The sequence below is a fragment of the Lysinibacillus sp. NPDC097279 genome (genome assembly GCF_044761745.1).
GTDB lineage: Bacteria > Bacillota > Bacilli > Bacillales_A > Planococcaceae > Lysinibacillus.
Genome location: NZ_JBIWDA010000001.1, coordinates 411,158 through 437,221 on the forward strand (window position 1 = coordinate 411,158; position 26,064 = coordinate 437,221).

Below are 26,064 nucleotides of genomic sequence, written 5' to 3' on the forward strand. Positions count from 1 at the left end.
TCTCGTAGCAATAAGCAACGGTATAACCAAAAAGTGTTAGATTGATTATAGTCAATCTAACACTTTTTTCTTGTCTTCCTATTTGAAGTGAGCAAAGGAGCGATGGAACGATTCAGCCTAATAGGTCATATAATACATGAGTAGTAAAAACATAGGTCCATTTTAGGGGTGAATGTATGCCAGCAATTACAGGCCAGCAATATATTAAACGCATTGACGAATTGCAAACGTATATATCAATAGATGGGGAAGTCGTGAAGGGAAATGTTTCTGAACATCCAGCATTTAAAGGTGTTATGCAAAGCCAGGCTAAACTTTTTGATTTGCAGCATGATGAAAATTTACGCGACAGTATGACTTATATGTCACCAACAACGAACCAACGGGTAGGGATGTCTTATCTTCAAGTGACAAAGGCAGAAGATCTGGTAAAAAGACGTCAAGCTGCTCGGGAGTGGGCTTTATGTAATCATGGATTTATGGGAAGAAGTCCAGATTATATGAACACTACTTTAATGGCACTGGCATCAGCAGCCGAATACTTAAAAGATAAGCCGAATTGTTTTCCAGATCATTTGCTAAATTTTTATGAATACGCACGTGAAAATGATTTAACGATGACACATACGTTTATTGAGCCTCAAGTAAATCGTCATAGTTATCAGTATGAAGATGATGAGGTGATCATTGCTGCTAAAATTGTCGGGAAAACGAATGAAGGATTAGTAATTAAAGGGGCGAGATTGCTAGCAACGCAGGGTGGCATTACGGATGAACTTCTTGTTCTTTCAACAAATGGCATTGATGAGGAAAAAGGCTTTGGTTTCTCTATACCAAGTGATACTAAAGGCTTGAAATTTTTATGTAGACAGTCCTTTGTTGGCGGTGAATCGACGTTCGATTATCCGTTAAGCGCTCGATTTGAGGAAATGGATGCAATTGTTGTTTTTGACGATGTAGTAGTCCCATGGGATCGTGTCTTTTATTATGAAAATACAGAAGTTGCAAATCGCTTTATGAATGTAAGTGGTTTCCAAGCATATTCTTTGCATCAAGTATTGTCTCGACAAATTGCTAAAACCGAATTTATTTTAGGCGTTGTACAATCTATTGTTGATACGATTAATATCGGTGGCTATCAGCATGTGCAGCAAAAAGTAGTCGACATTATTGTAACGCTAGAAACGATGAAGGCTTTATTACTTAAGTCAGAAATAGAAGCAAAAATGGATGACTTTGGTTTTATAAGACCAGATTTACCAACATTGCAAGTTGCCATTCAAATATTCCCGAAGGTTTATCCAACCTTTACAGAAATTATTCAATTACTTGGAGCAAGCGGCTTAATGTCTATTCCAAGTGAAAAAGCATTTGCCGCAGATGATGGCGATTTAGAACATTATTTACAGTCATTTAGAGATGGTGGAGAAGATCGGGTGAAAAAATTCCGTCTAGCGTGGGATTTAACGATGAGTACATTTGGCACAAGGCAAACACTTTATGAGCGGTACTTCTTTGGAGATCCAGTTCGCTTATCTGGCTTGCTTTATCAAACTTATAATCGTGAGTCATTTATGAAAAGAGTTGAAAATTTCCTGAAAAGTTAACATACAAAAACGATGTATGTTTGAAGAATTCGATATTTTTGTATAGAATAGAAATGCAATGATTGACAGAAGAACATAATTTTTTTATAATGTGCGTTAGAAAATAGAAAAAACGATGATGGAACAAGTACGTATTTGTGCGTGTGAAGAAAGGGATTTCTAGGCTGAAAAAATCCTCACGTCAACAAGTGCCGAAAGCTACTCCAGAGTGCAGCTAATCCCTGCCGTTCACTTACGTTACAAGTGCTAAAGAGGTAAGCATGTTGATGCTTACAACTAGGGTGGTACCGCGAGACAATTCACAAAGTCCTCGTCCCTTTTTGGGATGAGGGCTTTTTTATGTGTATAAGCGGATTCATATCGTAAATTTTACACAATTAGAGGAGGAACTTTTCGTATGAAAGCAGCAGAAATTCGCCGTTTGTATTTAGAATTCTTTAAAGAAAAAGGACATCATCATGAACCGTCAGCACCACTTGTGCCAATTAATGACCCTTCATTACTTTGGATCAACTCAGGTGTTGCAACATTAAAACCTTATTTTGATGGTCGTATCATTCCTGATAACCCACGTATTACAAATGCACAAAAATCGATTCGTACAAACGATATTGAAAATGTAGGGAAAACAGCACGTCACCATACATTCTTTGAAATGCTAGGGAACTTCTCTATTGGGGATTACTTCAAAAAAGAAGCTATTCACTACGCATGGGAATTTTTGACAGATAAAAAATGGATGGGCTTTGACCCTGAACTTTTATCAATTACAATTCATCCAGAAGACCAAGAAGCTTATGATGTTTGGCATAACGAAATTGGTATTCCTGAGGATCGTTTAATTCGTTTAGAAGGGAACTTCTGGGATATTGGTGAAGGTCCATCTGGTCCAAACTCAGAAATTTTCTATGACCGTGGAGAAGAATATGGTTCAGATCAAAATGATCCAGAAATGTATCCTGGCGGTGAAAACGAGCGTTATTTAGAAATTTGGAATTTAGTGTTCTCTCAATTTAACCACAATCCAGACGGCACTTATACACCATTACCAAAGCAAAATATTGATACAGGGATGGGCCTAGAACGTATCGTTTCGGTTGTACAAAATGTGCCAACAAACTTTGATACAGATTTATTCATGCCAATCATTGAAAAAATTGAACAATTTGCAAATCGTAAATACAAACGTCCAGGTGAAGTTGCGTTAAGTGAAATCTTCGGTTCAGAAGAAGACATTAATACGCCATTTAAAGTAATTGCAGACCATATTCGTACGGTAGCATTTGCTATCGGTGACGGCGCACTTCCTTCGAATGAGGGTCGTGGTTACGTATTGCGTCGTTTACTACGTCGTGCAGTGCGTTACGCTAAGCAAATTGGTATTGAAAAACCATTTATGTTTGAATTAGTACCGACAGTTGGCGAAATTATGGTTGATTTCTACCCAGAAGTTACGGAGAAATGCGAATTTATTCAACGTGTTATTAAAAACGAGGAAATTCGCTTCCATGAAACATTAGATGGTGGTCTTGCCATCTTTAACGAGGTGGTAGAGGCACAAAAAACAGCAGGGCATGATTATATTCCTGGCGCTGATGCATTCCGTCTTTATGACACATATGGCTTCCCAATCGAGTTAACAGAAGAATATGCGGAAGAAGTTGGCATGAAGGTAGATCACGAAGGTTTTGAAGTTGCTATGAATGAGCAACGTGAGCGTGCGCGTGCTGCTCGTCAAGATGTCGATTCAATGCAAGTACAAAATGAAGTGCTAGCAAACTTAACAGTAGCAAGTGAATTCGTTGGCTATGATACATTATCAGTGGAAACTGAAATTGCTGCGATGATTGTCAATGGTCAAGTAGCGAAAGTGGCTTCAGAAGGTCAAGAAGCGTTAGTTGTATTAGCGAAAACACCATTCTATGCAGAAATGGGTGGACAAATTGCAGACAGCGGTGTAATTGCCAATGATGGCTTTACAGCAATTGTTAAGGATGTTCAAAAAGCACCAAATGGACAACCGTTACACACTGTTCTAGTAGAATCAGGCGAAATGCATGTTGAAGATGCGGTAACAGCAGTAGTGAACCGTGATGAACGTAATCTAATCATTAAAAACCATACAGCGACACATATTATGCAACGTGCGTTAAAAGATATATTAGGTGACCATGTAAACCAAGCAGGCTCATACGTTGGTCCAGATCGATTACGTTTTGACTTCTCTCACTTCGGTCAAGTAACAAAAGAAGAATTACAACAAATTGAACGTATCGTTAATGAAAAAGTGTGGGAAGATATTGAAGTCGTGATTGAGGAAAAAGCAATCGATGAAGCGAGAGCAATGGGCGCAATGGCATTATTCGGTGAAAAATACGGTGATATCGTTCGCGTCGTATCGATTGGTGATTATTCAATTGAACTTTGTGGTGGTATTCACGTAAAACGTTCTTCTGAAATAGGCTTCTTTAAAATTGTTTCAGAAGGTGGTATTGGCGCTGGCACTCGTCGTATCGAGGCTGTCACTGGTAAAGTGGCATATGAAGCAGTCAAAGAAGAAGAGGCGCTGTTAAATGATGCAGCAGCACTATTAAAAGCGAATCCGAAAGATCTTGTGACAAAAGTCCATGCATTGCAAGTAGACTATAAAGAATTACAGCGTGAAAATGAAGGATTGTCACAAAAAATTGCGAACGCTCAAGCAGGTGCTATTGTAGATGCAGCACAAACTTTTGGGGATGTAACAGTTCTTTCAACTAAAGTTGAAGCAAAAGACAATAACCAACTTCGTCAAATGATGGATGACTTAAAAGGTAAGATGACAAAAGCTGTTGTCGTATTAGGTGCTGTTGATGGCGATAAAGTTATGTTATGTGCAGGTGTAACGAAAGATTTAGTTGGTGGCAATTACCATGCAGGAAATATTGTGAAAATGGTTGCCGAAGCTTGTGGCGGTAAAGGTGGCGGTCGTCCAGATATGGCGATGGCAGGTGCAAAAGAGGTTTCAAAACTTGATGAAGCGCTACTTTCTGTGTATGATTACGTTAAATCCATTTAATTAATACATCAAATCGGTTATAATAAAGAGAAATCGGAGATGAGCTTCTTTGCACATCTCCTTATTTCTGAAAGCGAGGTGCTGGTCATGAGTTCATTTGATCAAACGATGAAATTTAATTTTCCAGAAGAATCAATGGAACAGGAAGTCAAGCAGGTAATGTTGAAAGTACATTCTTCATTAGAGGAAAAGGGATATAATCCTATCAATCAGATTGTCGGTTACTTACTTTCTGGTGATCCGGCGTATATTCCTCGCCATCAGGATGCTCGTAATTTAATTCGCAAGCTAGAGCGTGATGAAATTCTAGAAGAGCTTGTTAAATTTTATATTAAAAAGAATAACGAGGGCTAGAAATGAGAATTATGGGATTAGACGTTGGGTCGAAAACAGTAGGTGTTGCGATTAGCGATGCACTTGGCTGGACGGCTCAAGGTATTGAAACCGTAAAAATTGATGAAGCAAATGGCGAATTCGGCATCAGCCGTATTGCTGAGCTAGTGAAGGAATATACTATCACTGAATTTGTTGTAGGATTCCCGAAAAACATGAATAATACGGTAGGACCACGTGGTGAAGCTTCTGAAAACTATAAAAAGTTATTAGAAGAAACATTTTCACTGCCGGTTAAACTTTGGGATGAACGTTTAACGACGATGGCTGCCGAGCGCATGTTAATCGAAGCGGACGTAAGTCGCAAAAAACGCAAGCAAGTCATTGATAAAATGGCTGCTGTGATGATTTTACAAGGCTATTTAGATAGCAAAAACTAATTAATGAGGTGGCAAACATGGCACACGAGCATAACCATGAAGAAGAATTACACGTACAACACATTACAGTGATTGATGAAAATGGAAACGAGCAGCTTTGCGAAGTGATTCACGTACACGAGTCTCCTGAATTCGGCAAATCATATGTATTTTACTCAATGGTAGGCGCTGAAGAAGATGAAGATGGCTCTGTAGAAATCTTCGTATCTTCATTTGTACCATCTGAAAACGGTGAAGATGGCGAATTAACACCGATTGAAACAGAAGCAGAATGGGACATGGTAGAAGACGTTTTAAACGCTTTAGAGGACGAAGACGAAGAATAATTGTTTTCTTTTTAGAGTGTATGGAACAAGGATGGCACAAGCGGTCCTTGTTCTTTTTTTACGTCATCAAGTTCGTGGCACGAGGAAGCGGCAGTAATGATTTAGCATATAGAAACTTAGACTATACGTGATTATAGTAAGGAGGAATAACAATGAACGAAGAAACACAAGAATTCATAATAATAGGTGACAATGGCAAAGAGCAAACATGCCGTGTTGTTTTTACATTTGATGCAGAGGAAAAATCATATGTACTGTTTTCCCTAATCGATGAAAATGGGCAGGAAATACCTGGTGATATTTCAGCAATGACATTCGATTATGATGATAACAACGGAGAAATGACTAATTTACAACCTGTGGAAACAGATGCAGAATGGGAAATGATTAATGAAGTTGTGTTAACGCTTCTGGATGAATTCCAAGAAGAGCCACAGCTTATTACAGTAACAAATGAGGATGGAACGGATCAAGTGTGCGAGGTAATTCATACATTTGCCTCAGAACAATTCGGTAAATCGTACGTACTTTATGTAGCTGTCTCAGATGAGCCAATGGAGGAGCAAGATATTTTCGCCGCCCAGTATATACCTGGAGCAGATGGAACAATCGAGGATTTACTACCAATTGAAACAGATGAAGAATGGGCATTTGTAGAAGATGTGTTAAATGACTTATAAAAGTGCCAGTCACCCAAACAATTCTGAACTTTTAATGTTGGAAAAGAATAGTTAATTTATCAGTGACGATTTATTTATAAAGTATCAAATCTGCTAAAGAATGTATTAGCAGATTTTTTTTATATGCGCAATTTCACCTGAATTGTCCATTTCTGTTTGTCGTAAAAGTTGATTTCTAGTATGATATTGAATAGTGATAGGGGGGAAACCCGTGGATAACGGTTCTAAAAAACAAGAAATGTTTTCAAAAATGAAGGAAAAAAAGACTGAGGTAAAAATTGTGAGAAAAATAGTCGCTATTATAGCCATTGCATTTGTATTAGTATTTGCAGTTGTCGGTTTAATGGGGTACAACTACGTAAAAAGTGCTTTAAAACCAGTTGATCCCGATGCAACAAAAACAATAGCTGTCGAAGTTCCAATTGGCTCAAGTTTAAGCTCGATTTCGGCTTTATTGGAGAAAAAGGGCATAATTAAAGATGCAAAAGTTTTTAAATACTATGCAAAATTTAAAAATGAATCCCAATTCCAAGCAGGGAATTATGATTTAACACAATCAATGACATTGGACGAGCTAATTGAGAGCTTAAAAACAGGGAAGGTGTATCGCGAGCCTATCTTTACAATGACAATTCCAGAAGGCTTAACATTAGATCAGATTGGAAAAATTGTTGAAAAGAAAACTCCTTATACACAAAAAGAATTTATGGATTTAGTGACAAGCGAAGCATTTGTCCAAAAAATGATGGCCAACTATCCAGAGCTGGTTACAGATGCGGTATTGGCAGACAATATTCGCTATGATTTAGAAGGCTATTTATTCCCTGCAACATATTCATACTTTGAAGAGAAACCTTCGTTAGAAGCAATTGTTGAAGAAATGATAGGTGCTATGAATAATGTTGTGAAAAATTACAATGAAGTACTAGTAGAGAAACAAATGTCAGTCCATCAACTATTAACGTTTGCCTCATTATTAGAGGAAGAAGCAACGGCACAAACAGATCGAGAGACGATTGCAAGTGTATTCTATAATCGTATTGATGAAGGCATGCCACTACAAACAGATCCAACTGTTTTATATGCACTAGGCTCACATAAAGACCGCGTTTTATATGAAGATTTAGAAGTAGAAAATGCTTATAATACTTACAAAAATAAAGGATTACCGCCAGGTCCAATTGCTGGTGCTGGAAAAACTTCGATTGAAGCAGCATTAAATCCGAGCAAAACTGATTATTTCTACTTCCTTGCAGATAAAGAAGGGGTCAACCACTTCTCAAAAACATATGATGAGCATTTGCAAAAAGTAGAAAAATATTTACGTCAAGCAGAGTAGTTTCTAAAAAATAGAAATGAACATAGTGCGCTAAAAAGAATAGAAGGAAAGAAAAATAGCTTTCCTTCTATTTTCGTGCTATTATAAATTGTGATTTTTAATCAATTAATACGTGGTGGCAATTGTTTCGTGGCATATAGACAACAATTGCTCATTTTTGTATGGCAAAGTACCAAGACATCACGTTTGGTCTTTTTCTTTTTGTAGCAAAGTGATGATGAAGTTTGGACAACGGGAGTGTGCTCGTTTCCTTTTAAATTGAGGGTGAATTTTACAATGGAATTATCGGATGCATATATACAATCATTTATTCAACCACGTAATGAGTTGCTTTTAGAAATGGAAGCATATGCGGAAGAAAATCATGTACCGATTATGCAACTAGCAGGTATAGATGCGTTAAATCAGTTACTTCGTATTCAAAATCCGTCAAAAATATTAGAAATTGGCACGGCAATTGGCTATTCAGCAATGCGTATGGCTGACGCTTTGCCGAATGCGCATATTGTGACGATTGAACGCGATGAAGAGCGTGTAGCTAAAGCAAGAGCTTATATTGCACGTTCAACTGTTTCAAATCGTATTACGGTCATTGAGGGAGATGCCTTAGAGGTAGACGATGAGGCAATCCATACAACTTTTGATGCGATTTTTATTGATGCAGCGAAAGGTCAATATCAACGATTTTTCGAAAAATATGCCCCTCTTGTAAAATCAGGAGGCGTCTTATATATCGACAATATGTATATGCATGGCTTGTCGGATTTGGACTTAAAGGACGTGCCACGTCGCAAGCGGACAATGATTCGAAATTTAAAAAATTTTACCGATTGGATTATGCAACATCCTGAATATACGAGTGCATTTTTACCAGTCGGTGATGGCTTATTATTATGTTTGAAGAGGTGACGACTATGAAAAAACCTGAATTGCTTGTCACACCACAATCAGTGGACCATGTAAAAGCACTTTTAACAGCTGGAGCAGATGCTTTTGTCATTGGAGAACAACAATTTGGTCTTCGTCTTGCTGGGGAATTTTCTGTAAGCGAAGTAGAAGAAGCAACGAAGCTAATTCATGCAGCAGGTAAAAAGGTTTATGTTGCAGTGAATGCGCTATTTCATAACGAAAAACTAGATGCACTAGGTGAATACTTAAAAGAAATGCAACGTATCGGTGTAGATCGTTTAATTTACGGCGACCCTGCTGTTATTATAGTACGTCGTGAGCAAGGTGTTACAATTCCATTACATTGGAATCCTGAAACAACAGCAACAAACTGGTTTACTGCAAATTATTGGGGTAAACGAGGTGCCACAAGAGCTGTTCTTGCACGTGAGCTTTCACTAGATGAAGTAATAGAAATTAAAGAAAACGCGGAAGTAGAAGTTGAAGTACAAGTGCATGGTATGACTTGTATGTTCCAATCAAAACGTCCATTACTAGGTCATTATTTCCTATACCAAGAAAAAATAATGACAATTGAAAATCGTCAGGAAAACCGTAATATGTTCCTACACGATGATGAACGTAACAATAAATATCCAATTTATGAAGATACCAATGGTACGCATATTTTCAGTCCAAATGATATGTGTATTATTGATGAGCTTGGCGAGTTATTTGAAGCGGGGATCGATTCATTAAAAATCGAGGGTGTTTTACAATCACCAGAATATGTTGTCACAGTAACGGAAGCATATCGTCAAGCAATTGACACATATTTTGACGAATCTGAAGAAGCATATGACGATATAAAAGATGATTTACTGGCTAAAATTGAAGATGTCCAGCCTGCTATTCGACCACTCGATACTGGCTTTATCTTCAAAGAAACAGTGTACTAGGAGGTGGCAAGAAAATGGCATTGGCATTAGAACAAAATGACAAAATTCGCGAAGTCGTCGACGGCAAGCGCGTCATTACAAAAAAACCTGAACTACTTGCCCCTGCAGGTAGCTTAGAAAAACTAAAAGTTGCTGTCCATTATGGTGCAGATGCAGTATTTATTGGCGGGCGTGAATTTGGTCTTCGTTCAAACGCGGATAATTTCTCAATCGATGATATGCAAGAAGGTGTAGATTTTGCAAATCAATACGGAGCAAAAATCTACGTGACAACGAATATTTTCGCTCATAACGAAAATATGGATGGCTTAGAGCAGTACTTGAAAGATATTGAATCAGCAGGAGTTACTGGCATTATTGTAGCGGACCCGCTAATTATCGAAACATGTCGTGCTGCTGCACCAAAGCTTGAAATTCATCTTTCGACACAGCAATCATTATCTAACTGGAAAGCTGTTCAGTACTGGAAAGAAGAAGGGTTACATCGAGTAGTGTTAGCGCGTGAAGTTGGCGGCGAAGAAATGAAGCTTATGAAAGAAAAAGTCGATATTGAAATCGAAGCATTTGTTCATGGCGCTATGTGTATCGCATATTCGGGTCGTTGTGTACTATCAAACCATATGACAGCGCGTGATTCTAATCGTGGTGGCTGCTGCCAATCTTGTCGTTGGGACTATGATTTATACGAGCTAGAAGACGGTGAGGAAAAAGCGCTGTTCGATGATAACCATGCACCATTTGCAATGAGTCCAAAAGATTTAAAGTTAATTGAAGCGATTCCACATATGATCGAGCTTGGTATTGATTCATTAAAAGTAGAAGGTCGTATGAAATCAATTCACTATGTGGCTACAGTGGTTTCTGTTTATCGTAAAGTGATTGATGCTTATTGTGCAGATCCAGACAATTTTAAAATTAAGCGTGAATGGCTAGAAGAGTTAGATAAATGTGCAAACCGTGATACGGCTGAAGCATTTTTCCATGATGCACCAGGACACGAGGAGCAAATGTTTGGCGTTCATGGTCGTAAAACAACTTACGAATTTGCAGGACTTATTTTAAACCATAATCCAGAGACGAAAATTGTTACAATGCAACAACGTAACTATTTTAAACCTGGTGATGAAGTTGAATTTTTTGGTCCAGAAATCGAAAACTTCCGCATTACGATGGGAGAGATTTGGGATGAGGACGGCAACAGCTTAGACGCTGCACGTCATCCATTACAAATTGTTAAATTTAAATGTGATACATTGCTTCAACCGCATAACATGATGCGAAAGGAGAATAATTAATGGCAATTAAGCGTCCAGTTGTCATCGGAATCGCTGGTGGCTCATGTTCAGGTAAAACGAGCGTGACACGTGCTATTTATGATGTTTTCCGTGACCATTCTGTTGTTGTAATTGAGCAAGATTATTACTACAAAGATCAAAGTCATTTAACATTTGAAGAACGTTTAGGTACGAATTATGACCATCCTCTAGCGTTTGATAATGATTTATTAATTGACCATATTAAAAAATTATTAAAGCGTCAGTCCATTGAAAAACCTGTATATGACTATGTACAGCATACACGTGCCAATGAAGTAATCCATGTTGAGCCAGTAGATGTTATTATACTAGAAGGAATTTTAGTATTAGAGGATGCGGACTTACGTAATTTAATGGACATTAAATTGTTTGTCGATACGGATTCAGATTTACGTATTATTCGTCGTATTCTTCGTGACATAAAAGAGCGTGGTCGTACAACGGATTCCGTTATAGAGCAGTATTTATCTGCCGTGCGTCCAATGCATAATATGTTCATTGAACCAACTAAACGTTATGCTGATATTATTATTCCCGAAGGCGGGGAAAATGGCGTCGCAATTGATTTGATGGTAACGAAAATTAAAACTATTCTTGAAACTGACAACGTATTGTAATAAGATAGAGTGGTATTGACAATATTTACATGAATTTCAAAGCATATTTTTGTAACGCATGCATACTATTAGGTCAAAGCATATTTTGAACTGAGATTAAAAATAATAAAATTCGATTAAATGCACTTTATAAAGCATTTGGTCGAGTTTTATGTTTTTATATTGATGAAATAAGGAGTGAAGTACTTTGTCAAATGAAAAACAGTACCCAATGACAGCAGAGGGTAAACGAAAATTAGAAGAAGAATTAGTAAAATTAGAAACAGAAACACGTAAAGAAATCGTAGAGCGTATTAAAATCGCACGTGACTTCGGTGACCTTTCTGAAAATGCTGAGTACGATTCAGCTAAAGAAGAACAAGCCTTTTTAGAGGGACGTATTTCTACTTTAAAATCAATGATTCGTAACGCAGTTATTATTACTGAAGATGAAACAGATAACAGTGTAGTTTCTCTTGGGAAAACGGTTACATTCGTTGAAATTATTAACGGTAAACCATCTTCTGATGAAGAATCTTATACAATCGTAGGTTCAGCAGAGGCAGATCCAATGGAATTCCGCATCTCAAACGAATCACCAATTGCAAAAGGCTTACTTGGCAAAGGTGAAGGTGAAGAAGTAGTCGTACAAACACCTGGTGGCGAAATGAAAGTGAAAATTCTTTCAATTAAATAATTACAAATGTACAAGCAGTTAGCTTCTCTTTCTAAGTGAAGCTAACTGTTTTTATTTTGCATGCGGTGTGGAACTTGATAAAATATTGGTTAGAGAGGGGGAGACTTCATGAGTGAACGAAAAACACGAAGCAGTCGTCATTTGCAGCCATCTCGCAATAAAAAGCTAGATAAGATGTTGAATGTTTTAATTGGTATAGTTATTATACTAATTGTTATAACGGCAACGTATGTGTTTAAGTGGCAGGATGACGAACAAGAAGCAAATAAAGAGGAACCAGTTCAGGAACAAAAGAATGATGAAGGTGAGCAGGAACCTCAGAAAGAGGAAGACAGCGCCGAAAATGAAGAACAATCGATAGACAAAGAACAATCGACAGACGAAGACCAGTCGAAAGAGGAAGAACAGCAGCCAGAGCAAAATACGGCTGAAGAAACGACGTCTGACGATCCGATTGTTGATCGTGTTGTGACAGATAAAAACTGGAAGCCAACGCCTACAACGCAAACAGGAGCACATGTATCGTCATATGATGACCAATCTGTCGACTGGGCAGAGAAAATCGCTACAATTACCGCAGTGACAGGTATAACAAATGATAATATGATTGTTTGGCGTTTACAAAATAATGGTGGGGCGAATAAAGCAATTGCAACCGTTTCTACGAAAGATAAGAGTGAAAAGTATCGTGTCAGTATGGAATGGGTTGATAATGAAGGCTGGCTGCCAGTAAAACTAGAACAGTTGAAAACATTAGATGGTGCCTATTGACGAAAGCTGTTGTATTGATTATTTTTAAAGATGGCAAAGAAATACGGATTCGTTCTTAGCTTTACTGAAAGTGGAACAATCGGTCATAGAACTGTATGGTTTCGATTTTGATTGTAGTAAAGCTCATCAAAATGTAGATGCCGACTAGTGAGTAATCTGTTTAGAGTTGAATTAAAGAAGGGAAGTAAAGAATTCATGAAAATCGCAGTTATCGGTGCAATGGAAGAGGAAGTAGAGCTGCTACGTGCATCTTTAGAGGATGCTAAAAGTAAAACAATTGCTGGCAGTGAGTATACAACAGGGACATACGAAGGAAAAGAAGTAGTATTATTAAAAAGCGGTATTGGGAAAGTCAATGCAGCAATGTCTACAACAATTTTATTGCATGAATTCAAGCCAGATGTAGTAATTAATACAGGTTCTGCTGGGGGCTACGATGAGGCACTTGAAGTAGGAGCAGTTGTTATTTCTGATGAAGTACGCCATCATGATGTCGATGTGACAATCTTCGGATATGAAATTGGGCAAATGGCAGGAATGCCTGCTGCTTTTCAATCAGATGCAAAGCTAATGAAAGTAGCTGAGGAGGCTGTAAAAGCGGTAGGTGAACACCAATATGGTATTGGCCTAATTTGCTCAGGTGATGCTTTTATGAATGATCCTGTACGTGTAGAAGCAGTACGTCAGCATTTTCCACAAATGAAAGCAGTAGAAATGGAAGCGGCAGCTGTTGCGCAAGTATGTTATCAATTCGGGACACCATTCGTTGTTATCCGTGCCTTATCTGATATTGCAGGAAAAGAATCGAACATTAGCTTTGATGAATTCCTACCAATAGCTGCTAAGCACTCTACACAAATTGTATTAAAGGCAATTTCGTCTTTATAAAACTACACGAAATAGACAAAATGAACAGTTAAAGAGTGAGAAAAATCACAGTCGTAATGAATCTTCAATGCTACAATGGCATTAATTAATTCTCTTCATAGTTAGATGGGAGGTATACATTATGCTATTTTTGACAGCAGGTGTCGTCATCATTACGATGTTAATCGGCACGCTTATTTCGGCCGACCTTACTGAAACAACTCATTAATACTGTATAGAAAGCTCCTTTGCGGCTGCTAAAGCGTAAAGGAGCTTTTTATATGATACAAGTAACTGCTAAATCACTTCCATGTAATTTTTGAAAATAGGTGCCTCATATTCTTGATTGAATTTTTATCAATAACACATTACAATAAATTACTCAATAGACTTTTGATCTCTTTTGTAAAATTGATAGAGTTTAATGAGTGCTCGCTTTTCTATGCGAGATACATAACTACGAGAAATGTTCAAACGGGCAGCAATTTCTTTTTGGGTAAGTGCGTCATGTTGATTTAATCCGTAGCGCAGTGTGACAATTTCAAGCTCTCGTTCATCAAGCATATGCAAATAATGATACAACTGCGCAACATGCTCTTTGTGTTCTAATTTTTCTGTTGCACTTTCTTCATCACATTGTAGTAAATCGCGAATTTGCAGCGCATTTCCATCTTTATCTGTACCGATCGGTTCAAACAAAGAAACATCTTTTTGTACTTTTTTCTGTGTTCGTAAGTGCATTAAAATTTCATTTTCAATACAGCGTGCTGCGTACGTAGCAAGGCGCGTCTTTTTATCAGGGGTATAGCTTTCAACGGCTTTCATTAGACCAATTGTACCGATGGAAATATAGTCATCGAGTTGCTCGTGCTTAGGGTGGAATTTTTTTACGACATGTGCAACAAGTCGCATATTGCGCTCGATTAAATCAAGACGCGCTTGCTCATCACCACCTAAAAATCGTTCAATACAAGCAGCTTCCTCTTCTTTAGAAAAGGGTTTATGGAATGTTTGCCCTTTTAAATAACCGAATAACGCAGGAATTTCAAACCATAACTGCAACATAGAAGTAAAAATTCCGCTCATTGAATGATTTCATCCTTTCCCCATTTTTCGACAGTATATGTTAAGAAACTGCGTTCAATGAAAAAAAGTGCAACAGCAAATGCGCTGTTACACTTTTTTTAACGTGAATGTACTAATCATTAGTAAAGCTAAAATGGGAAGTAGGAAAAGATAAAAAGCTGGGTGGAACGTATTGGACGCAAAATACGTTAATGTTAATAGCGTACCAGCAGCTGTAATCGGTAGTCCAGTGAAATAACCGTTTGCTTCACTAATATTGAAGCGAGCTAATCGCATCGCACCGCAGACGATATAAAGAACGGTCATCATCATGCCCGCGAAACCAAAATCAACTAGGACAACTTCATACATTAATAATGCAGGGGCTACACCAAATGATATAATATCACTCATAGAATCTAATTGCTTACCTAACTCAGAAACCTGTCCGAGTGCACGTGCTACTTTCCCGTCATAACGATCGAGAAGAGCAGCAATAAAGATAAACAAGACACTATAGCTATAATATTCATGTAAAGTGGCCATAATGGCCGCGCCACCAAAGGACATATTACTAATAGTAATGAAGTTTGCTGCGTGCGATTTCATTTTCTTAACCGTCGTATCCACCAACTTGTGATAAAAAAACAAGGCGGATCACTCCTTTGCACTTAAGATATTGTACCATTATACTTCGGATGCGAAAAAATTGACAGTCTAATTTAATCGATAGGGGTTTTGCTTTATGAAAGAAAAACTTTACCAACGCTTAATAGAATTAACGAATGGCAAACAATCTTCCCAGCTTTTACAAACTATTGCTAAAGCGAAGTGGAGTAAGCGAATAATTCCAAGCTATATGAAAATATACGATATAAACCTTGAAGAGGTTTCAAAAAAACAACAACAATTTTCAAGTTTACATGATTTTTTTACAAGGGAACTTGTAACTGAGGCACGACCAATCAATGAAAATCCTTTCGTCTACACAAGTCCAGTCGATGCTAAAGTAGAATCATTTGGGCGCATCGAATGGGATATGACTTTTCTTGTCAAAGGCAAGCCATATGCTCTACAGGATTTATTAGGAAATAAAGATCGTGCTGCCCAATATGCTGATGGACATTATATAGTATTTTATTTAAGTCCTGCGGATTACCATCGAATCCATAGCCCAATTGATGGCACAGTGTTAAGACAATATACACTTGGACAAACGTCTTTCCCAGTTAATCAGCTTGGGCTCACATATGGCAAAAAACCAATTTCCCATAACTACCGTCTTGTAACGGAGTTAAAAGTAGCAAATGACCAGCATGTAGCATTTATTAAAGTTGGTGCTACCTTTGTCAACTCCATTGTGCTGACAAATACAACAACACAATGGGCAAAAGGTGAGGAAGTCGGTTATTTTTCATTTGGTTCGACAGTGGTCATGCTATTTGAAAAAGATACGATTACATTTACGGACAATGTTGTGCAAGGAAGTCCAATTCGCATGGGTGAAGCCTTTGCAAATATGCTATAATGGTCGAATAATACGTTTAGATTAGGGGTCGCTATTTTGTATAATTTTTTATTACCAGATGAATTTGTGACAAGCATTTTTGAAATTACACCAGAAAAGCTTCAAGAACTAGGCATTAAAGGGATTATTACAGATTTAGATAATACGCTTGTGGAATGGGACCGTGCAGATGCAACGGAAGAGCTTATTATTTGGCTACGTATTATGAAGGAATCAGGTATTCGCGTTATTATTGCGTCGAATAATAAAGAGGCGCGTGTAAAGCATTTTGCTGACCCGCTTAATATTCCGTATATTCATAAAGCAAAAAAGCCACTTCGCAATGCCTTTTATAGTGCCGTAATTCAGCTAGGATTACGTCCAAATGAAGTAGTCATGGTAGGAGACCAGCTACTAACAGATGTAATGGGTGCCAATCGTTTAGGACTGCATACGATTTTAGTAAAACCAGTTGCACAATCAGATGGGCTCGTAACAAAATTTAATCGTTTCGTTGAGCGTCGTGTGTTCAATGATTTAAAACGAAAAGGAATAATTACTTGGGAGGAAAAAGAATGAACGAAATGCCAAATTGTATTGGCTGCGGTACGACAATTCAAACAGAAGATAAAACAGCAGTAGGGTACGCACCCCCATCATCATTAGAAAAAGACGTGGTTATTTGCCAACGTTGCTTCCGTTTGAAAAATTACAATGAAATTCAACCTGTGTCATTAACAGATGACGACTTTCTACGTATTTTAAATGGTCTTGGAACACAGCAAGGCTTAATCGTAAAAATCGTTGATATTTTTGACTTCAATGGTAGCTGGTTGCCAGGGCTTCATCGCTTCGTTGGCAAAAATCCAGTGCTCTTAGTAGCGAATAAAGCTGATTTGCTTCCTAAATCAGTGAAGCCTAAAAAGGTTATTAACTGGCTGAAGCGTGAAGCAAAGGCACTTGGCTTACAACCTATTGATGTGCTATTAGTGAGCGCACATAAAGGACAAGGGATGACCGAGGCAATGGAAGCGATAGACGAATATCGCAAAGGCCAAAACGTTTACGTAGTAGGTTGTACAAATGTAGGGAAATCCACGTTTATTAACCGCGTTATAAAACAGGCTACGGGTGAAGGGGAAGTCATTACAACTTCTCATTTCCCTGGAACTACGTTAGATATGATTGAAATTCCACTTGACGATGGTAGTGCATTATATGATACCCCTGGGATTATTAATCACCACCAAATGGCGCATTATATTGATTCGAGTGAATTAAAATACATTATGCCAAAAAAAGAAATTAAACCGAAAGTGTATCAGCAAAATCCAGGTCAATCCTTATTCATTGGTGCACTAGCACGATTTGACTTTATTCAAGGTGAACGTTCTGCATTTACAATACATGTAGCAAATGATCTGCCCATCCACCGTACGAAGTTAGAAAAGGCAGATGCTTTATATGCTGAGCATAAGGGCGAATTACTTGCACCACCTACAGCAAACTTTATCGACAAGCTGCCTGAATTAATCCGTCATGAGTTTTCAATAAAAGAGGCAAAAACAGATGTCGTCTTTTCAGGTCTTGGTTGGATTACAGTACAGCATGCTAATGTCGTTATTGCTGCGTATGCCCCAAAAGGTGTACAAGTTTCAATTCGTCCATCGCTCATTTAATATTTAGTGAAGAGAGAAGAGGAGCTAGGACATGAAGAAGTGGTTTGCAGTAATTGGTGATCCGATCGAACATTCAAAATCACCAGCCATGCATAATGCTTGGTTTGAGGAAATGACGATCGATGCAACTTATATTCCAGTACATGTGACACCAGATCAGTTAGAAGCGGCTGTTGCTGGTTTTAAAACATTAGGTGCAAGTGGTTGGAATGTTACTATCCCCCATAAGACAGCAATCATTCCTTATTTAGATGAGTTAGATGAGCTAGCAGAAAAAATGGGTGCGGTAAATACAGTTGTCCGAACAAAAAATGGTAAGTTAAAAGGGTACAATACTGACGGGCTTGGTTTTGTTCGCTCGTTGGAAGAAGCAGTTGGCAAGTCACATAAAGAAAAGCCTGTCCTTCTTATCGGAGCAGGAGGGGCAGCTCGTGGCATAGCCTTTGCAATGCAACAACAAGGCTATACGAATTTAACAATTGCTAATCGTACAGTTGCCAATGCACAGGCAATTATTGATGAACTTGGAACAGGTCGAGCGATTTCATTAGCACAGGCTGAAGAAACGTTAGCTGACTATGGCATTTGCGTACAAATGACGTCCGCTGGTCTTGTTGCGGGCGATTATTCTATGCCGTTTTCACTGAATCGACTTGTAAAAGGCGCAATTGTTGCAGATATTGTGTATAATCCATTAATGACGCCTTTTTTACAAGCGGCTGAGGAAAAAGGCGCAACCGTAGTAACGGGTCTTGGCATGTTTGTACATCAAGGTGCAATCGCGTTCCAATACTGGCTCGATGAATATCCAAAAACAAATTCAATGATTGCGCGATTGAAGGCGCAATTAGGAGGACAATAATTTTTATGTTAACAGGTAAACAAAAGCGTTTTTTACGTGCAGAAGCACATCATTTAACACCAATTTTCCAAGTAGGAAAAGGCGGCGTTAATGACGAAATGACAAAGCAAATTCGTGAAGCATTAGAAGTACGTGAACTAATTAAAGTGCGTATTTTAGATAACTGTGAAGATGACAAACAAGAAGTGGCAGAAGCTCTTGCAAAAGGTGCGCATGCTGAGCTTGTACAATTAATCGGATTGACAGTTGTATTATATAAAGAATCACGTAACAACAAAAAAATTGTGTTACCAAAAGTAGCGAAATAAGGTGGAACGATGAAAAAGATCGGTTTACTTGGAGGTACGTTTAATCCACCACATATCGGACACTTAATGATGGCAAACGAAGTATTTCATGCATTGGAACTAGATGAGGTACGTTTTTTGCCAAATGCATTACCACCTCATAAGCAAGCTCCTCATGATGCGAGTGATGCAAAACGTTTAGAAATGGTTGAACGTGCTATACAACCATATCCGCATTTTCGTGTAGAGTCGTATGAGGTTGATAAGGGCGGCGTATCCTATTCATATAATACACTTGCTGCATTATGTGAAAGAGAGCCGACTGTGAAATTTTACTTTATCATTGGTGGGGATATGATTGATTCACTCCATACGTGGTATCGTATTGACGAGCTTGTAAAGCTTGTTCAATTCGTTGGTGTAAAGCGTCCTGGGACAGAAGCACGTACGGAGTATCCTGTATTGATGGTGGAAGTACCACAAATCGATTTATCGTCTACACTCATTCGTGAACGCCTTGCCACTGGTAGAACGGTAACCTTTTTACTGCCAGAAGCGGTAGAGACGTTTATACGAGAGGAAGGTCTTTATGGAACGCGAACAGTATTTAGCAGCGATTAAACCACGTATGCCTGAAAAGCGTTATATTCATACACTGGGGGTAACGGAAACAGCCATCGCGTTAGCGAAAATTTACGGTGAGAATGAGAAGAAAGCTGAAACAGCAGCTATTCTCCATGACATAGCAAAATATGCAGATGTCAAATGGATGGAGCAGATTGTTCAAAACGAAAATTTAGATCAACAACTGATTGGCTGGGGCAGTGAATTACTACATGGTCCAGTTGGGGCATATATTGCTGAAAGTGAATTCGGCATTTCAGATGAAGATATTTTGAATGCTATTCGTTTTCATACGACAGGGCGTGTAGCAATGAGTCGTTTAGAAAAAATACTTTTTGTCGCAGATATGATTGAACCGAATCGAAACTTCGAAGGGGTTGAACGTCTGCGGAAAAAAGCGCAAAAAAATTTGGATAAGGCAATGAGTGCCTGTATACGTCATACACTAGCATTTTTAATTGATACAAAGCAGGCCATTTACCCATTATCTATAGCATGTTATAACGATATGATGAAAAGAGAGGACAGTGAAGGATGACTTCAACTTTATTACAAGCAGCTTACAAAGCAATCGACGACAAACATGGTGAGGATATTGTCGTTTTAAATATGCAAGGTATTTCACTATTAGCAGATTATTTCATCATTGCACACGGGAACTCAGATCGCCAAGTACAAGCGATTGCACGTGAATTACAAGATGTAGCAATCAAAGAGGGGCATGAAATTCGTCGCGTGGAAGGCTTCGATGGGGCACGATGGATTTTAGTAGACCTTGGTGATGTTGTAGCACACGTATTCCACAAAGATGAGCGTGCTTACTATAACTTAGAGCGTCTATGGGGCGATGCACCGCAATTAGACGTACCAGAGGCGTAAGTGAGTAGCTACGAACGTTTTGCCCATGTTTACGATGAGCTTCAAACTGATATTCCATATAATAGCTATGTTGATTGGATTGAGCAACATGCACCGAGCACGCATTACCCAAGTCTTTTAGATATTGGTTGTGGCACTGGTGTTCTTGGGCTGATGTTAGCAAATACTGGCTATAATGTTAGTGGTATCGATTTATCAGAAGATATGCTTGCTATAGCGGCAGAGCGCTTTGCTAATGCCAGTCTACAAGTACCGCTATACTGTATGTCGATGCATGAATTAGATGGCTTTGAGGCACTAGATGTTGTCACAATTGCCATTGATTCGCTTAACTATGTCGTAGAACAAGCAAATGTTTATGCAACGCTTGAACGTATTTTCCATTCTTTACGTGAAGGTGGTCAGTTATTTTTTGATGTCCATTCATTATTTAAAATGAATGACATCTTTTTAGACGGACCCTTTACGTATGATGATGGAGATATTAGCTATGTATGGCATACTGAACCTGGTGATTATGCGCATTCTGTTGTTCATCAAATGACGTTTTATGTACGAGATGGAGCGAGCAATTTGTATGAACGCTTTGACGAAGAGCACATCCAGCGCACATTTCCAATTGAGCAATATATGACATGGCTTCGTGAAATTGGTTTTACAGATGTAGAAGTGACAGCAGATTTTACAAATGAAGCACCTGAATACGAAAGCGAACGCATTTTTATTCGTGCAGTGAAATAATAACAGTATAAGTGACGCCAAAAAGTTCGGTATTTTACCGAACTTTCAGCTTGTCGACAAAAGGGATTAAGAATAGAAATCTTAATCCCTTTTGTTATTTTTATTGTAAAGAATGGGTTCTTACTTTCGTCTTGCCATACTCTTCGAACATCCCCTCCCTATGAAGCTTTTTGCCATGTCCAAGCAGCAATTATAGTAGCCTTTTAGCAATACATATAAAGTTGATTGGAGTGGAGGACGGGCGACTCTTGCGGGAAAGCACAGTACGTAAGACGCGGGCATTCCGCGCGTTAGCGAGGGTTGCGGCTTACGATGTGCCCGCGGAAAGCGACCGCCCGTTGCGGAAATCAACGGCAGTCGTCATCACCTCTATTAGTTTTAAATAAAAAAGGACTATAGACAAATTCGAAAAACTTTGAGTTTGTCTACAGTCTGAAAGTTCGGTATTTTTTTCGAACTTTTTTTATTAAATATAACTTTTGGAACGTATATGGCAACAACAATTCTCTTTTTGATTTATAGCATCAATTTACTGTTCAACATGAAATGGATAGTTTATCATGAAATGGACTCCATATGATTGCCTTTTGCAGCGAAAGGATGGTTTAATTGATCCAATCTTTATGGCAAAAGTATAAAAAGAGTATGTTGCTCCCTAGCATACTTGGTATCAGTGGACTTTGTTACTTCTTTTTTTCGAGTTTTGACTCTTCACCTCCCCAAGAAGAGCTCATCGAAACAATCCAACCGACAGAACAACTAGCATTAACAGAACCTGCCGAAGAAGAAGCGGTCTTACAGCAGGTAGTGATTGATATAAAGGGTGCTGTATTGCATCCAGGTGTTTATACGCTAAATCCCGAACAACGTATTATCGACGTTGTACAGCTTGCTGGAGGGTATAGCGAGGATGCGGATCCAACGTTTATTAATCATGCCCAAAAGGTACAAGATGAAATGGTGATTTATATACCTGTACAAGGTGAGCAGCTTGATGAAACGATGGCCAGTTTCAATTTTGCCAATTTAGCTGCTGAAAGTCACACGTCAACGAATAATAAGGTAAATGTCAATAAAGCGGATAATACGGAACTGACAACATTAGCAGGCATTGGCCCATCAAAGGCGCAAAGCATTATTGCGTATCGTGAGGAAAACGGTGGCTTTCAAACAATTGAGGATTTAAAAAAAGTGACAGGTATCGGCGAAAAAACATTTGAAAAGCTGAAAGATTCCATTACTGTTAATTAATGAGTCAATATCGTGTGAAGTTGACGACTCTTTTCGAAAAGGGCTACACTATAGTAGAAAAGTGACTGGCACAAAGATGCACAGTTCGTAATTAATGAAAGTAAATTTTGGAGGTAGTCATATGGAGCGTATTACTTGGGATCAATTTTTCATGGCACAAAGCCATTTACTCGCGTTACGTAGTACTTGTACAAGACTGGCAGTCGGAGCGACGGTCGTACGTGATAAGCGTATTATAGCAGGAGGATATAACGGCTCGATTACAGGTGATGAACATTGTATTGAAGAAGGTTGCTATGTCGTGGATAATCACTGTGTCCGTACAGTGCATGCAGAGATGAATGCCTTACTGCAATGCGCAAAATACGGTACTCCGACAAAAGGAGCAGACCTTTATGTTACACATTTCCCTTGTCTTCCATGTACAAAATCAATTATTCAAGCAGGAATTGAACGTGTCTATTATGCAACGGACTATAAAAACAATTCATATGCGCAAGAATTATTTAAAAAAGCAGGCGTAGAGGTATTGCACGTACCTTTTGATGAACGCAAAATTGACTTTTTAAGAAATGAAAAATTGGCATTGTACATAGATATGCTTAATGAATTACGTGAAAGTGGCGTGCCTGCTGAAAAATTACTCCCTTATGAACAGAAGGTGAGTGCATTATTTGGCAAAATACAATAAAGCATAAATGGATTTATATAGCGCTTGCTGTACTTGTTGCCTCACTTGCGGCACACAAGTCAGCTTGGCTTTTAGCGAGTTTACTAATTATAGCAACTTGGCTTACTATAAAAGGTGAAACATACATCATCACAGCACTCGTAGTAGCTGCTGGACTTCTTTCCTTCTTCTTTATTACAAAGATACAATTGACGGAACCTTCCCCATTACCGTCAACTTTTCAATTAACATGGACGAGCGATTATAAAATTAATGGACAACGGCTAAGTGGCTTTGCGAGGACAGATACAGGCGAAAAACTATATGTCACATATACATTATCCTCAGAGCATGAAAAGCATTTTTATGAAAATACATTAATTACTGGCTTTACTTATATCGTTCAAGGAGAACTTGTAGCACCAAATCCACCAGCACATACTTACGCTTTTTCATTTGAGAAATACTTAGTAAGTAAGGGCGCAAGGGGGATATTTGAAGTGAAAAGCTGGACGTTGATGTCAGAAAATAAAACGATAGGCTCTGTTCTAGCAAATTATCGATTTCTTCTAAAAAAACATATTGAGACTACTTTCCCACCATCACTAATAGCAGAGGCACAGTCGTTGCTTATTGGTTTACGAGATCATGTGGATGATGAGCTTCAACGAGCATATCAAAAGCTCGGCATTACACATTTATTTGCAATCTCCGGCTTACATGTAGCACTTATATGTTGGTTGTTTTATGAGGGCCTTCTTCGTTTCGGTATTCGTAAAGAGATGGCCACAATTATTCTACTTATCATATTACCCATTTATGGAGTAGTAGCAGGTGGGGCTCCTTCAGTAATCCGAGCGGTGGCACTTGTAGAAATAATAATGTTTATGCGATTAAAAAGGTGGCATATGGCAGTAGAAGATGCACTTGCCATTAGCTTTATTGGCTTTGTCTTACTAGAGCCAGGCGTTATTTTTCAGATTGGTTTTCAGCTATCCTATTTAGCAACGGCTAGTCTTATATATTCAAGCGTTATTTTGCAGAATAGACACTGGTTAACAAAAACTTTTTTAATTACATTAGTATGCCAACTACTTGTTTATCCGCTATTGCTTTATCATTTTTATGAGCTATCGATATCTTCCTTTTTGGTAAACATTGTTTTTGTACCATTATTCTCGTTTGTTATTTTACCGATGAATATTTTATTGCTTATTGTCACATTTGTCTCTATGCCTTTAGCTAAGCTATTATTTCAAATATATGAGCCATTGCGTACTTGGCTAACAGAGGCAATTTTGTTTTTTCAAGCATTACCAATGCAACTATGGTCGCCTGGGAAACCAACAATATGGCTAGTTTGCATAGCGTTTATTAGCGTGCTTATTAGTTTATATTTGTTCGAAACAAAACATTATTTTAAGGTTGGCATTGTCCTCCTTGTTCCAGCTCTTTGTATACATTTTGCACCGATGCTCTATAAGGAAACGAAAATCACGTTTTTGAACGTAGGTCAGGGTGATTGTACAATCATTGAATTACCGTTTAGAAGGGCCGTATACGCAGTTGATACGGGAGGTGTACTTAGACTTAGGCAAGAGCCGTGGAAGCTCTCAAACAGCCCCTATGAGGTTGGTAGACAGGTTGTTGTTCCGTTTCTAAAAGGTAAAGGTATTCGTGTTGTTGATATTTTGATTGTGACACATCCAGATGCTGACCATGTAGAAGGAGCGGAAGAAGTGCTTGAAGAGATACGGATGAGAGAAATTCATGTAACACCAGGCTCATTAAATACACCTGCCATGCAAGATTTATTAGCGGAAGCCACGAAACAAAAAGTACCTGTGAAGGAAAAAATGGAAGGTACTTCATGGCAAGTAGGTTCAACGCGTTTTCACTATTTATCCCCACACGATACACTTTATGAAGGCAATAACGATTCCATTGTGTTATTTATACAGCAAGGGTCCTTTCGAGCATTGTTAACAGGTGATTTAGAAGAAGCTGGAGAACGCCAGCTGATAAAGCTATATGGCCACCAATTAGCAAACATGACACTGTTAAAGGCAGGCCATCATGGTAGTAAAACATCAAGTATTGAGCCATTTGTAGAGCTTCTACGACCAGCATTAACCGTTTTTAGTGCAGGACGTAACAATCGCTACCATCATCCTCATGATATTGTAGTCGAGCGCTTTAGGATGCGGCAATTAGCGACGAAAACGACAAGCATTGATGGGACAATTGAAGTGTCGATTCATGGTGGAAAATGGATTGTTCGTACAGAAAAAGACCTTGTCCGAAAGTGAACAAGGTCTTTTTCATTGGTATAAGAGGTAGATTACATGCTTGCGTAGTCTACTATTACTGCGATGATGAACATAATAGTGAAGACCCCAAATGATACGCCGAAACCAACGCCTGAATCGATAGCATCGTTACGTCTGCATTGTATATTATTACCTTCAAATGGATTCATTGTCATCCCTCCAATTCTGTTACTAATTATAAGACATCGTTTTCATAAAAGCTATATCGAAAAGATGAATTACCAACTGTGGCAAGGAATGGACACAATTTAGCTCGAAGTCACAATCGAAACTAAATCATGTATACTAGTAG

General features: G+C 38.4%; 29 protein-coding genes and 1 other annotated feature. Of the genes, 26 read left to right on the forward strand and 3 right to left on the reverse strand.

Going from position 1 to position 26,064, the window contains the following annotated elements:
• Positions 1 to 176 precede the first annotated feature (176 nt).
• The 14 genes from hpaB to mtnN all read left to right on the forward strand — a co-directional run bounded on the left by hpaB (position 177) and on the right by mtnN (position 13,898).
• Complete coding sequence (hpaB, locus tag ACIQ1H_RS01910) at positions 177 to 1,607, forward strand: 4-hydroxyphenylacetate 3-monooxygenase, oxygenase component (RefSeq protein ID WP_402886117.1); 1,431 nt, start codon at positions 177 to 179, stop codon at positions 1,605 to 1,607.
• 106 nt (positions 1,608 to 1,713) lie between these two features.
• Positions 1,714 to 1,928 (forward strand) — a binding site (T-box leader).
• 76 nt (positions 1,929 to 2,004) lie between these two features.
• Positions 2,005 to 4,665 (forward strand): alanine--tRNA ligase, encoded by a 2,661-nt coding sequence (gene alaS / locus ACIQ1H_RS01915; RefSeq protein WP_402886119.1) that lies wholly within the window; start codon positions 2,005 to 2,007, stop codon positions 4,663 to 4,665.
• An 87-nt stretch (positions 4,666 to 4,752) separates the two neighbouring features.
• Entirely contained in the window at positions 4,753 to 5,019 is a 267-nt protein-coding gene (locus ACIQ1H_RS01920; RefSeq protein WP_024363117.1) for an IreB family regulatory phosphoprotein, read from the forward strand.
• A gap of 2 nt (positions 5,020 to 5,021) precedes the next feature.
• On the forward strand, positions 5,022 to 5,438 hold the full coding sequence (ruvX, locus tag ACIQ1H_RS01925; RefSeq protein ID WP_402886121.1) for a Holliday junction resolvase RuvX: 417 nt from the start codon (positions 5,022 to 5,024) through the stop codon (positions 5,436 to 5,438).
• A gap of 17 nt (positions 5,439 to 5,455) precedes the next feature.
• Positions 5,456 to 5,764 carry a DUF1292 domain-containing protein gene (locus ACIQ1H_RS01930; protein ID WP_024363115.1) on the forward strand — a complete coding sequence of 103 codons (309 nt, stop codon included), beginning with the start codon at positions 5,456 to 5,458 and terminating at the stop codon, positions 5,762 to 5,764.
• Positions 5,765 to 5,916: 152 nt separating this feature from the next.
• Positions 5,917 to 6,444 (forward strand): DUF1292 domain-containing protein, encoded by a 528-nt coding sequence (locus ACIQ1H_RS01935; protein WP_402886123.1) that lies wholly within the window; start codon positions 5,917 to 5,919, stop codon positions 6,442 to 6,444.
• 211 nt (positions 6,445 to 6,655) lie between these two features.
• Positions 6,656 to 7,783, forward strand: a complete 1,128-nt coding sequence (gene mltG / locus ACIQ1H_RS01940; RefSeq protein ID WP_172772146.1) for an endolytic transglycosylase MltG — start codon at positions 6,656 to 6,658, stop codon at positions 7,781 to 7,783.
• A gap of 276 nt (positions 7,784 to 8,059) precedes the next feature.
• Entirely contained in the window at positions 8,060 to 8,692 is a 633-nt protein-coding gene (locus ACIQ1H_RS01945) for an O-methyltransferase (protein WP_173477658.1), read from the forward strand.
• Positions 8,693 to 8,697: 5 nt separating this feature from the next.
• On the forward strand, positions 8,698 to 9,630 hold the full coding sequence (locus ACIQ1H_RS01950; RefSeq protein WP_172772145.1) for a peptidase U32 family protein: 933 nt from the start codon (positions 8,698 to 8,700) through the stop codon (positions 9,628 to 9,630).
• A gap of 14 nt (positions 9,631 to 9,644) precedes the next feature.
• The gene (locus ACIQ1H_RS01955; RefSeq protein ID WP_402886126.1) at positions 9,645 to 10,925 is read left to right on the forward strand and encodes a peptidase U32 family protein; all 1,281 of its coding nucleotides are present in this window, start codon (positions 9,645 to 9,647) and stop codon (positions 10,923 to 10,925) included.
• The gene (gene udk / locus ACIQ1H_RS01960) at positions 10,925 to 11,563 is read left to right on the forward strand and encodes a uridine kinase (protein ID WP_172772143.1); all 639 of its coding nucleotides are present in this window, start codon (positions 10,925 to 10,927) and stop codon (positions 11,561 to 11,563) included. Before ACIQ1H_RS01955 ends, udk begins: the two co-directional genes overlap by 1 nt.
• 187 nt (positions 11,564 to 11,750) lie before the next feature.
• On the forward strand, positions 11,751 to 12,239 hold the full coding sequence (gene greA / locus ACIQ1H_RS01965) for a transcription elongation factor GreA (protein ID WP_402886128.1): 489 nt from the start codon (positions 11,751 to 11,753) through the stop codon (positions 12,237 to 12,239).
• A 108-nt stretch (positions 12,240 to 12,347) separates the two neighbouring features.
• Complete coding sequence (locus ACIQ1H_RS01970; RefSeq protein ID WP_402886130.1) at positions 12,348 to 13,010, forward strand: YrrS family protein; 663 nt, start codon at positions 12,348 to 12,350, stop codon at positions 13,008 to 13,010.
• Between the two features lie 195 nt (positions 13,011 to 13,205).
• Positions 13,206 to 13,898 carry a 5'-methylthioadenosine/S-adenosylhomocysteine nucleosidase gene (mtnN, locus tag ACIQ1H_RS01975; protein WP_402886132.1) on the forward strand — a complete coding sequence of 231 codons (693 nt, stop codon included), beginning with the start codon at positions 13,206 to 13,208 and terminating at the stop codon, positions 13,896 to 13,898.
• A gap of 357 nt (positions 13,899 to 14,255) precedes the next feature.
• Here the strand turns inward: mtnN and sigK are convergent, their stop codons facing one another.
• Entirely contained in the window at positions 14,256 to 14,963 is a 708-nt protein-coding gene (sigK, locus tag ACIQ1H_RS01980; RefSeq protein WP_172772139.1) for an RNA polymerase sporulation sigma factor SigK, read from the reverse strand.
• An 87-nt stretch (positions 14,964 to 15,050) separates the two neighbouring features.
• Entirely contained in the window at positions 15,051 to 15,551 is a 501-nt protein-coding gene (gene pssA, locus ACIQ1H_RS01985) for a CDP-diacylglycerol--serine O-phosphatidyltransferase (protein ID WP_173477657.1), read from the reverse strand.
• Between the two features lie 136 nt (positions 15,552 to 15,687).
• Between pssA and ACIQ1H_RS01990 the strand changes: the two genes are divergently transcribed.
• The 12 genes from ACIQ1H_RS01990 to ACIQ1H_RS02045 all read left to right on the forward strand — a co-directional run bounded on the left by ACIQ1H_RS01990 (position 15,688) and on the right by ACIQ1H_RS02045 (position 25,751).
• Complete coding sequence (locus tag ACIQ1H_RS01990; RefSeq protein WP_172772138.1) at positions 15,688 to 16,470, forward strand: phosphatidylserine decarboxylase; 783 nt, start codon at positions 15,688 to 15,690, stop codon at positions 16,468 to 16,470.
• A gap of 36 nt (positions 16,471 to 16,506) precedes the next feature.
• Entirely contained in the window at positions 16,507 to 17,028 is a 522-nt protein-coding gene (locus tag ACIQ1H_RS01995) for a YqeG family HAD IIIA-type phosphatase (protein WP_172772137.1), read from the forward strand.
• Positions 17,025 to 18,128, forward strand: a complete 1,104-nt coding sequence (gene yqeH, locus ACIQ1H_RS02000; RefSeq protein WP_139860448.1) for a ribosome biogenesis GTPase YqeH — start codon at positions 17,025 to 17,027, stop codon at positions 18,126 to 18,128. The genes ACIQ1H_RS01995 and yqeH overlap by 4 nt, the downstream gene beginning before the upstream one ends.
• A 31-nt stretch (positions 18,129 to 18,159) precedes the next feature.
• Entirely contained in the window at positions 18,160 to 18,990 is an 831-nt protein-coding gene (aroE, locus tag ACIQ1H_RS02005) for a shikimate dehydrogenase (RefSeq protein WP_402886135.1), read from the forward strand.
• A gap of 5 nt (positions 18,991 to 18,995) precedes the next feature.
• Positions 18,996 to 19,298 carry a ribosome assembly RNA-binding protein YhbY gene (yhbY, locus tag ACIQ1H_RS02010; RefSeq protein ID WP_139860444.1) on the forward strand — a complete coding sequence of 101 codons (303 nt, stop codon included), beginning with the start codon at positions 18,996 to 18,998 and terminating at the stop codon, positions 19,296 to 19,298.
• A gap of 9 nt (positions 19,299 to 19,307) precedes the next feature.
• Positions 19,308 to 19,898 carry a nicotinate-nucleotide adenylyltransferase gene (locus ACIQ1H_RS02015; RefSeq protein ID WP_402886137.1) on the forward strand — a complete coding sequence of 197 codons (591 nt, stop codon included), beginning with the start codon at positions 19,308 to 19,310 and terminating at the stop codon, positions 19,896 to 19,898.
• Entirely contained in the window at positions 19,867 to 20,439 is a 573-nt protein-coding gene (gene yqeK, locus ACIQ1H_RS02020) for a bis(5'-nucleosyl)-tetraphosphatase (symmetrical) YqeK (RefSeq protein WP_402886139.1), read from the forward strand. Before ACIQ1H_RS02015 ends, yqeK begins: the two co-directional genes overlap by 32 nt.
• A complete protein-coding gene (gene rsfS / locus ACIQ1H_RS02025) occupies positions 20,436 to 20,780 on the forward strand; it encodes a ribosome silencing factor (protein ID WP_172772135.1) in 345 nt (114 codons plus the stop codon). Before yqeK ends, rsfS begins: the two co-directional genes overlap by 4 nt.
• On the forward strand, positions 20,781 to 21,521 hold the full coding sequence (locus ACIQ1H_RS02030) for a class I SAM-dependent DNA methyltransferase (protein ID WP_402886141.1): 741 nt from the start codon (positions 20,781 to 20,783) through the stop codon (positions 21,519 to 21,521).
• A gap of 609 nt (positions 21,522 to 22,130) precedes the next feature.
• Positions 22,131 to 22,772 carry a helix-hairpin-helix domain-containing protein gene (locus ACIQ1H_RS02035; RefSeq protein ID WP_402886143.1) on the forward strand — a complete coding sequence of 214 codons (642 nt, stop codon included), beginning with the start codon at positions 22,131 to 22,133 and terminating at the stop codon, positions 22,770 to 22,772.
• A 121-nt stretch (positions 22,773 to 22,893) separates the two neighbouring features.
• The gene (locus ACIQ1H_RS02040; RefSeq protein ID WP_172772132.1) at positions 22,894 to 23,463 is read left to right on the forward strand and encodes a ComE operon protein 2; all 570 of its coding nucleotides are present in this window, start codon (positions 22,894 to 22,896) and stop codon (positions 23,461 to 23,463) included.
• A gap of 188 nt (positions 23,464 to 23,651) precedes the next feature.
• A complete protein-coding gene (locus tag ACIQ1H_RS02045; RefSeq protein WP_402886145.1) occupies positions 23,652 to 25,751 on the forward strand; it encodes a DNA internalization-related competence protein ComEC/Rec2 in 2,100 nt (699 codons plus the stop codon).
• Between the two features lie 32 nt (positions 25,752 to 25,783).
• Here the strand turns inward: ACIQ1H_RS02045 and ACIQ1H_RS02050 are convergent, their stop codons facing one another.
• Positions 25,784 to 25,921: a YqzM family protein gene (locus tag ACIQ1H_RS02050; RefSeq protein WP_172772131.1), complete on the reverse strand. Its 138-nt coding sequence runs from the start codon at positions 25,919 to 25,921 to the stop codon at positions 25,784 to 25,786.
• Positions 25,922 to 26,064: the final 143 nt, after the last annotated feature.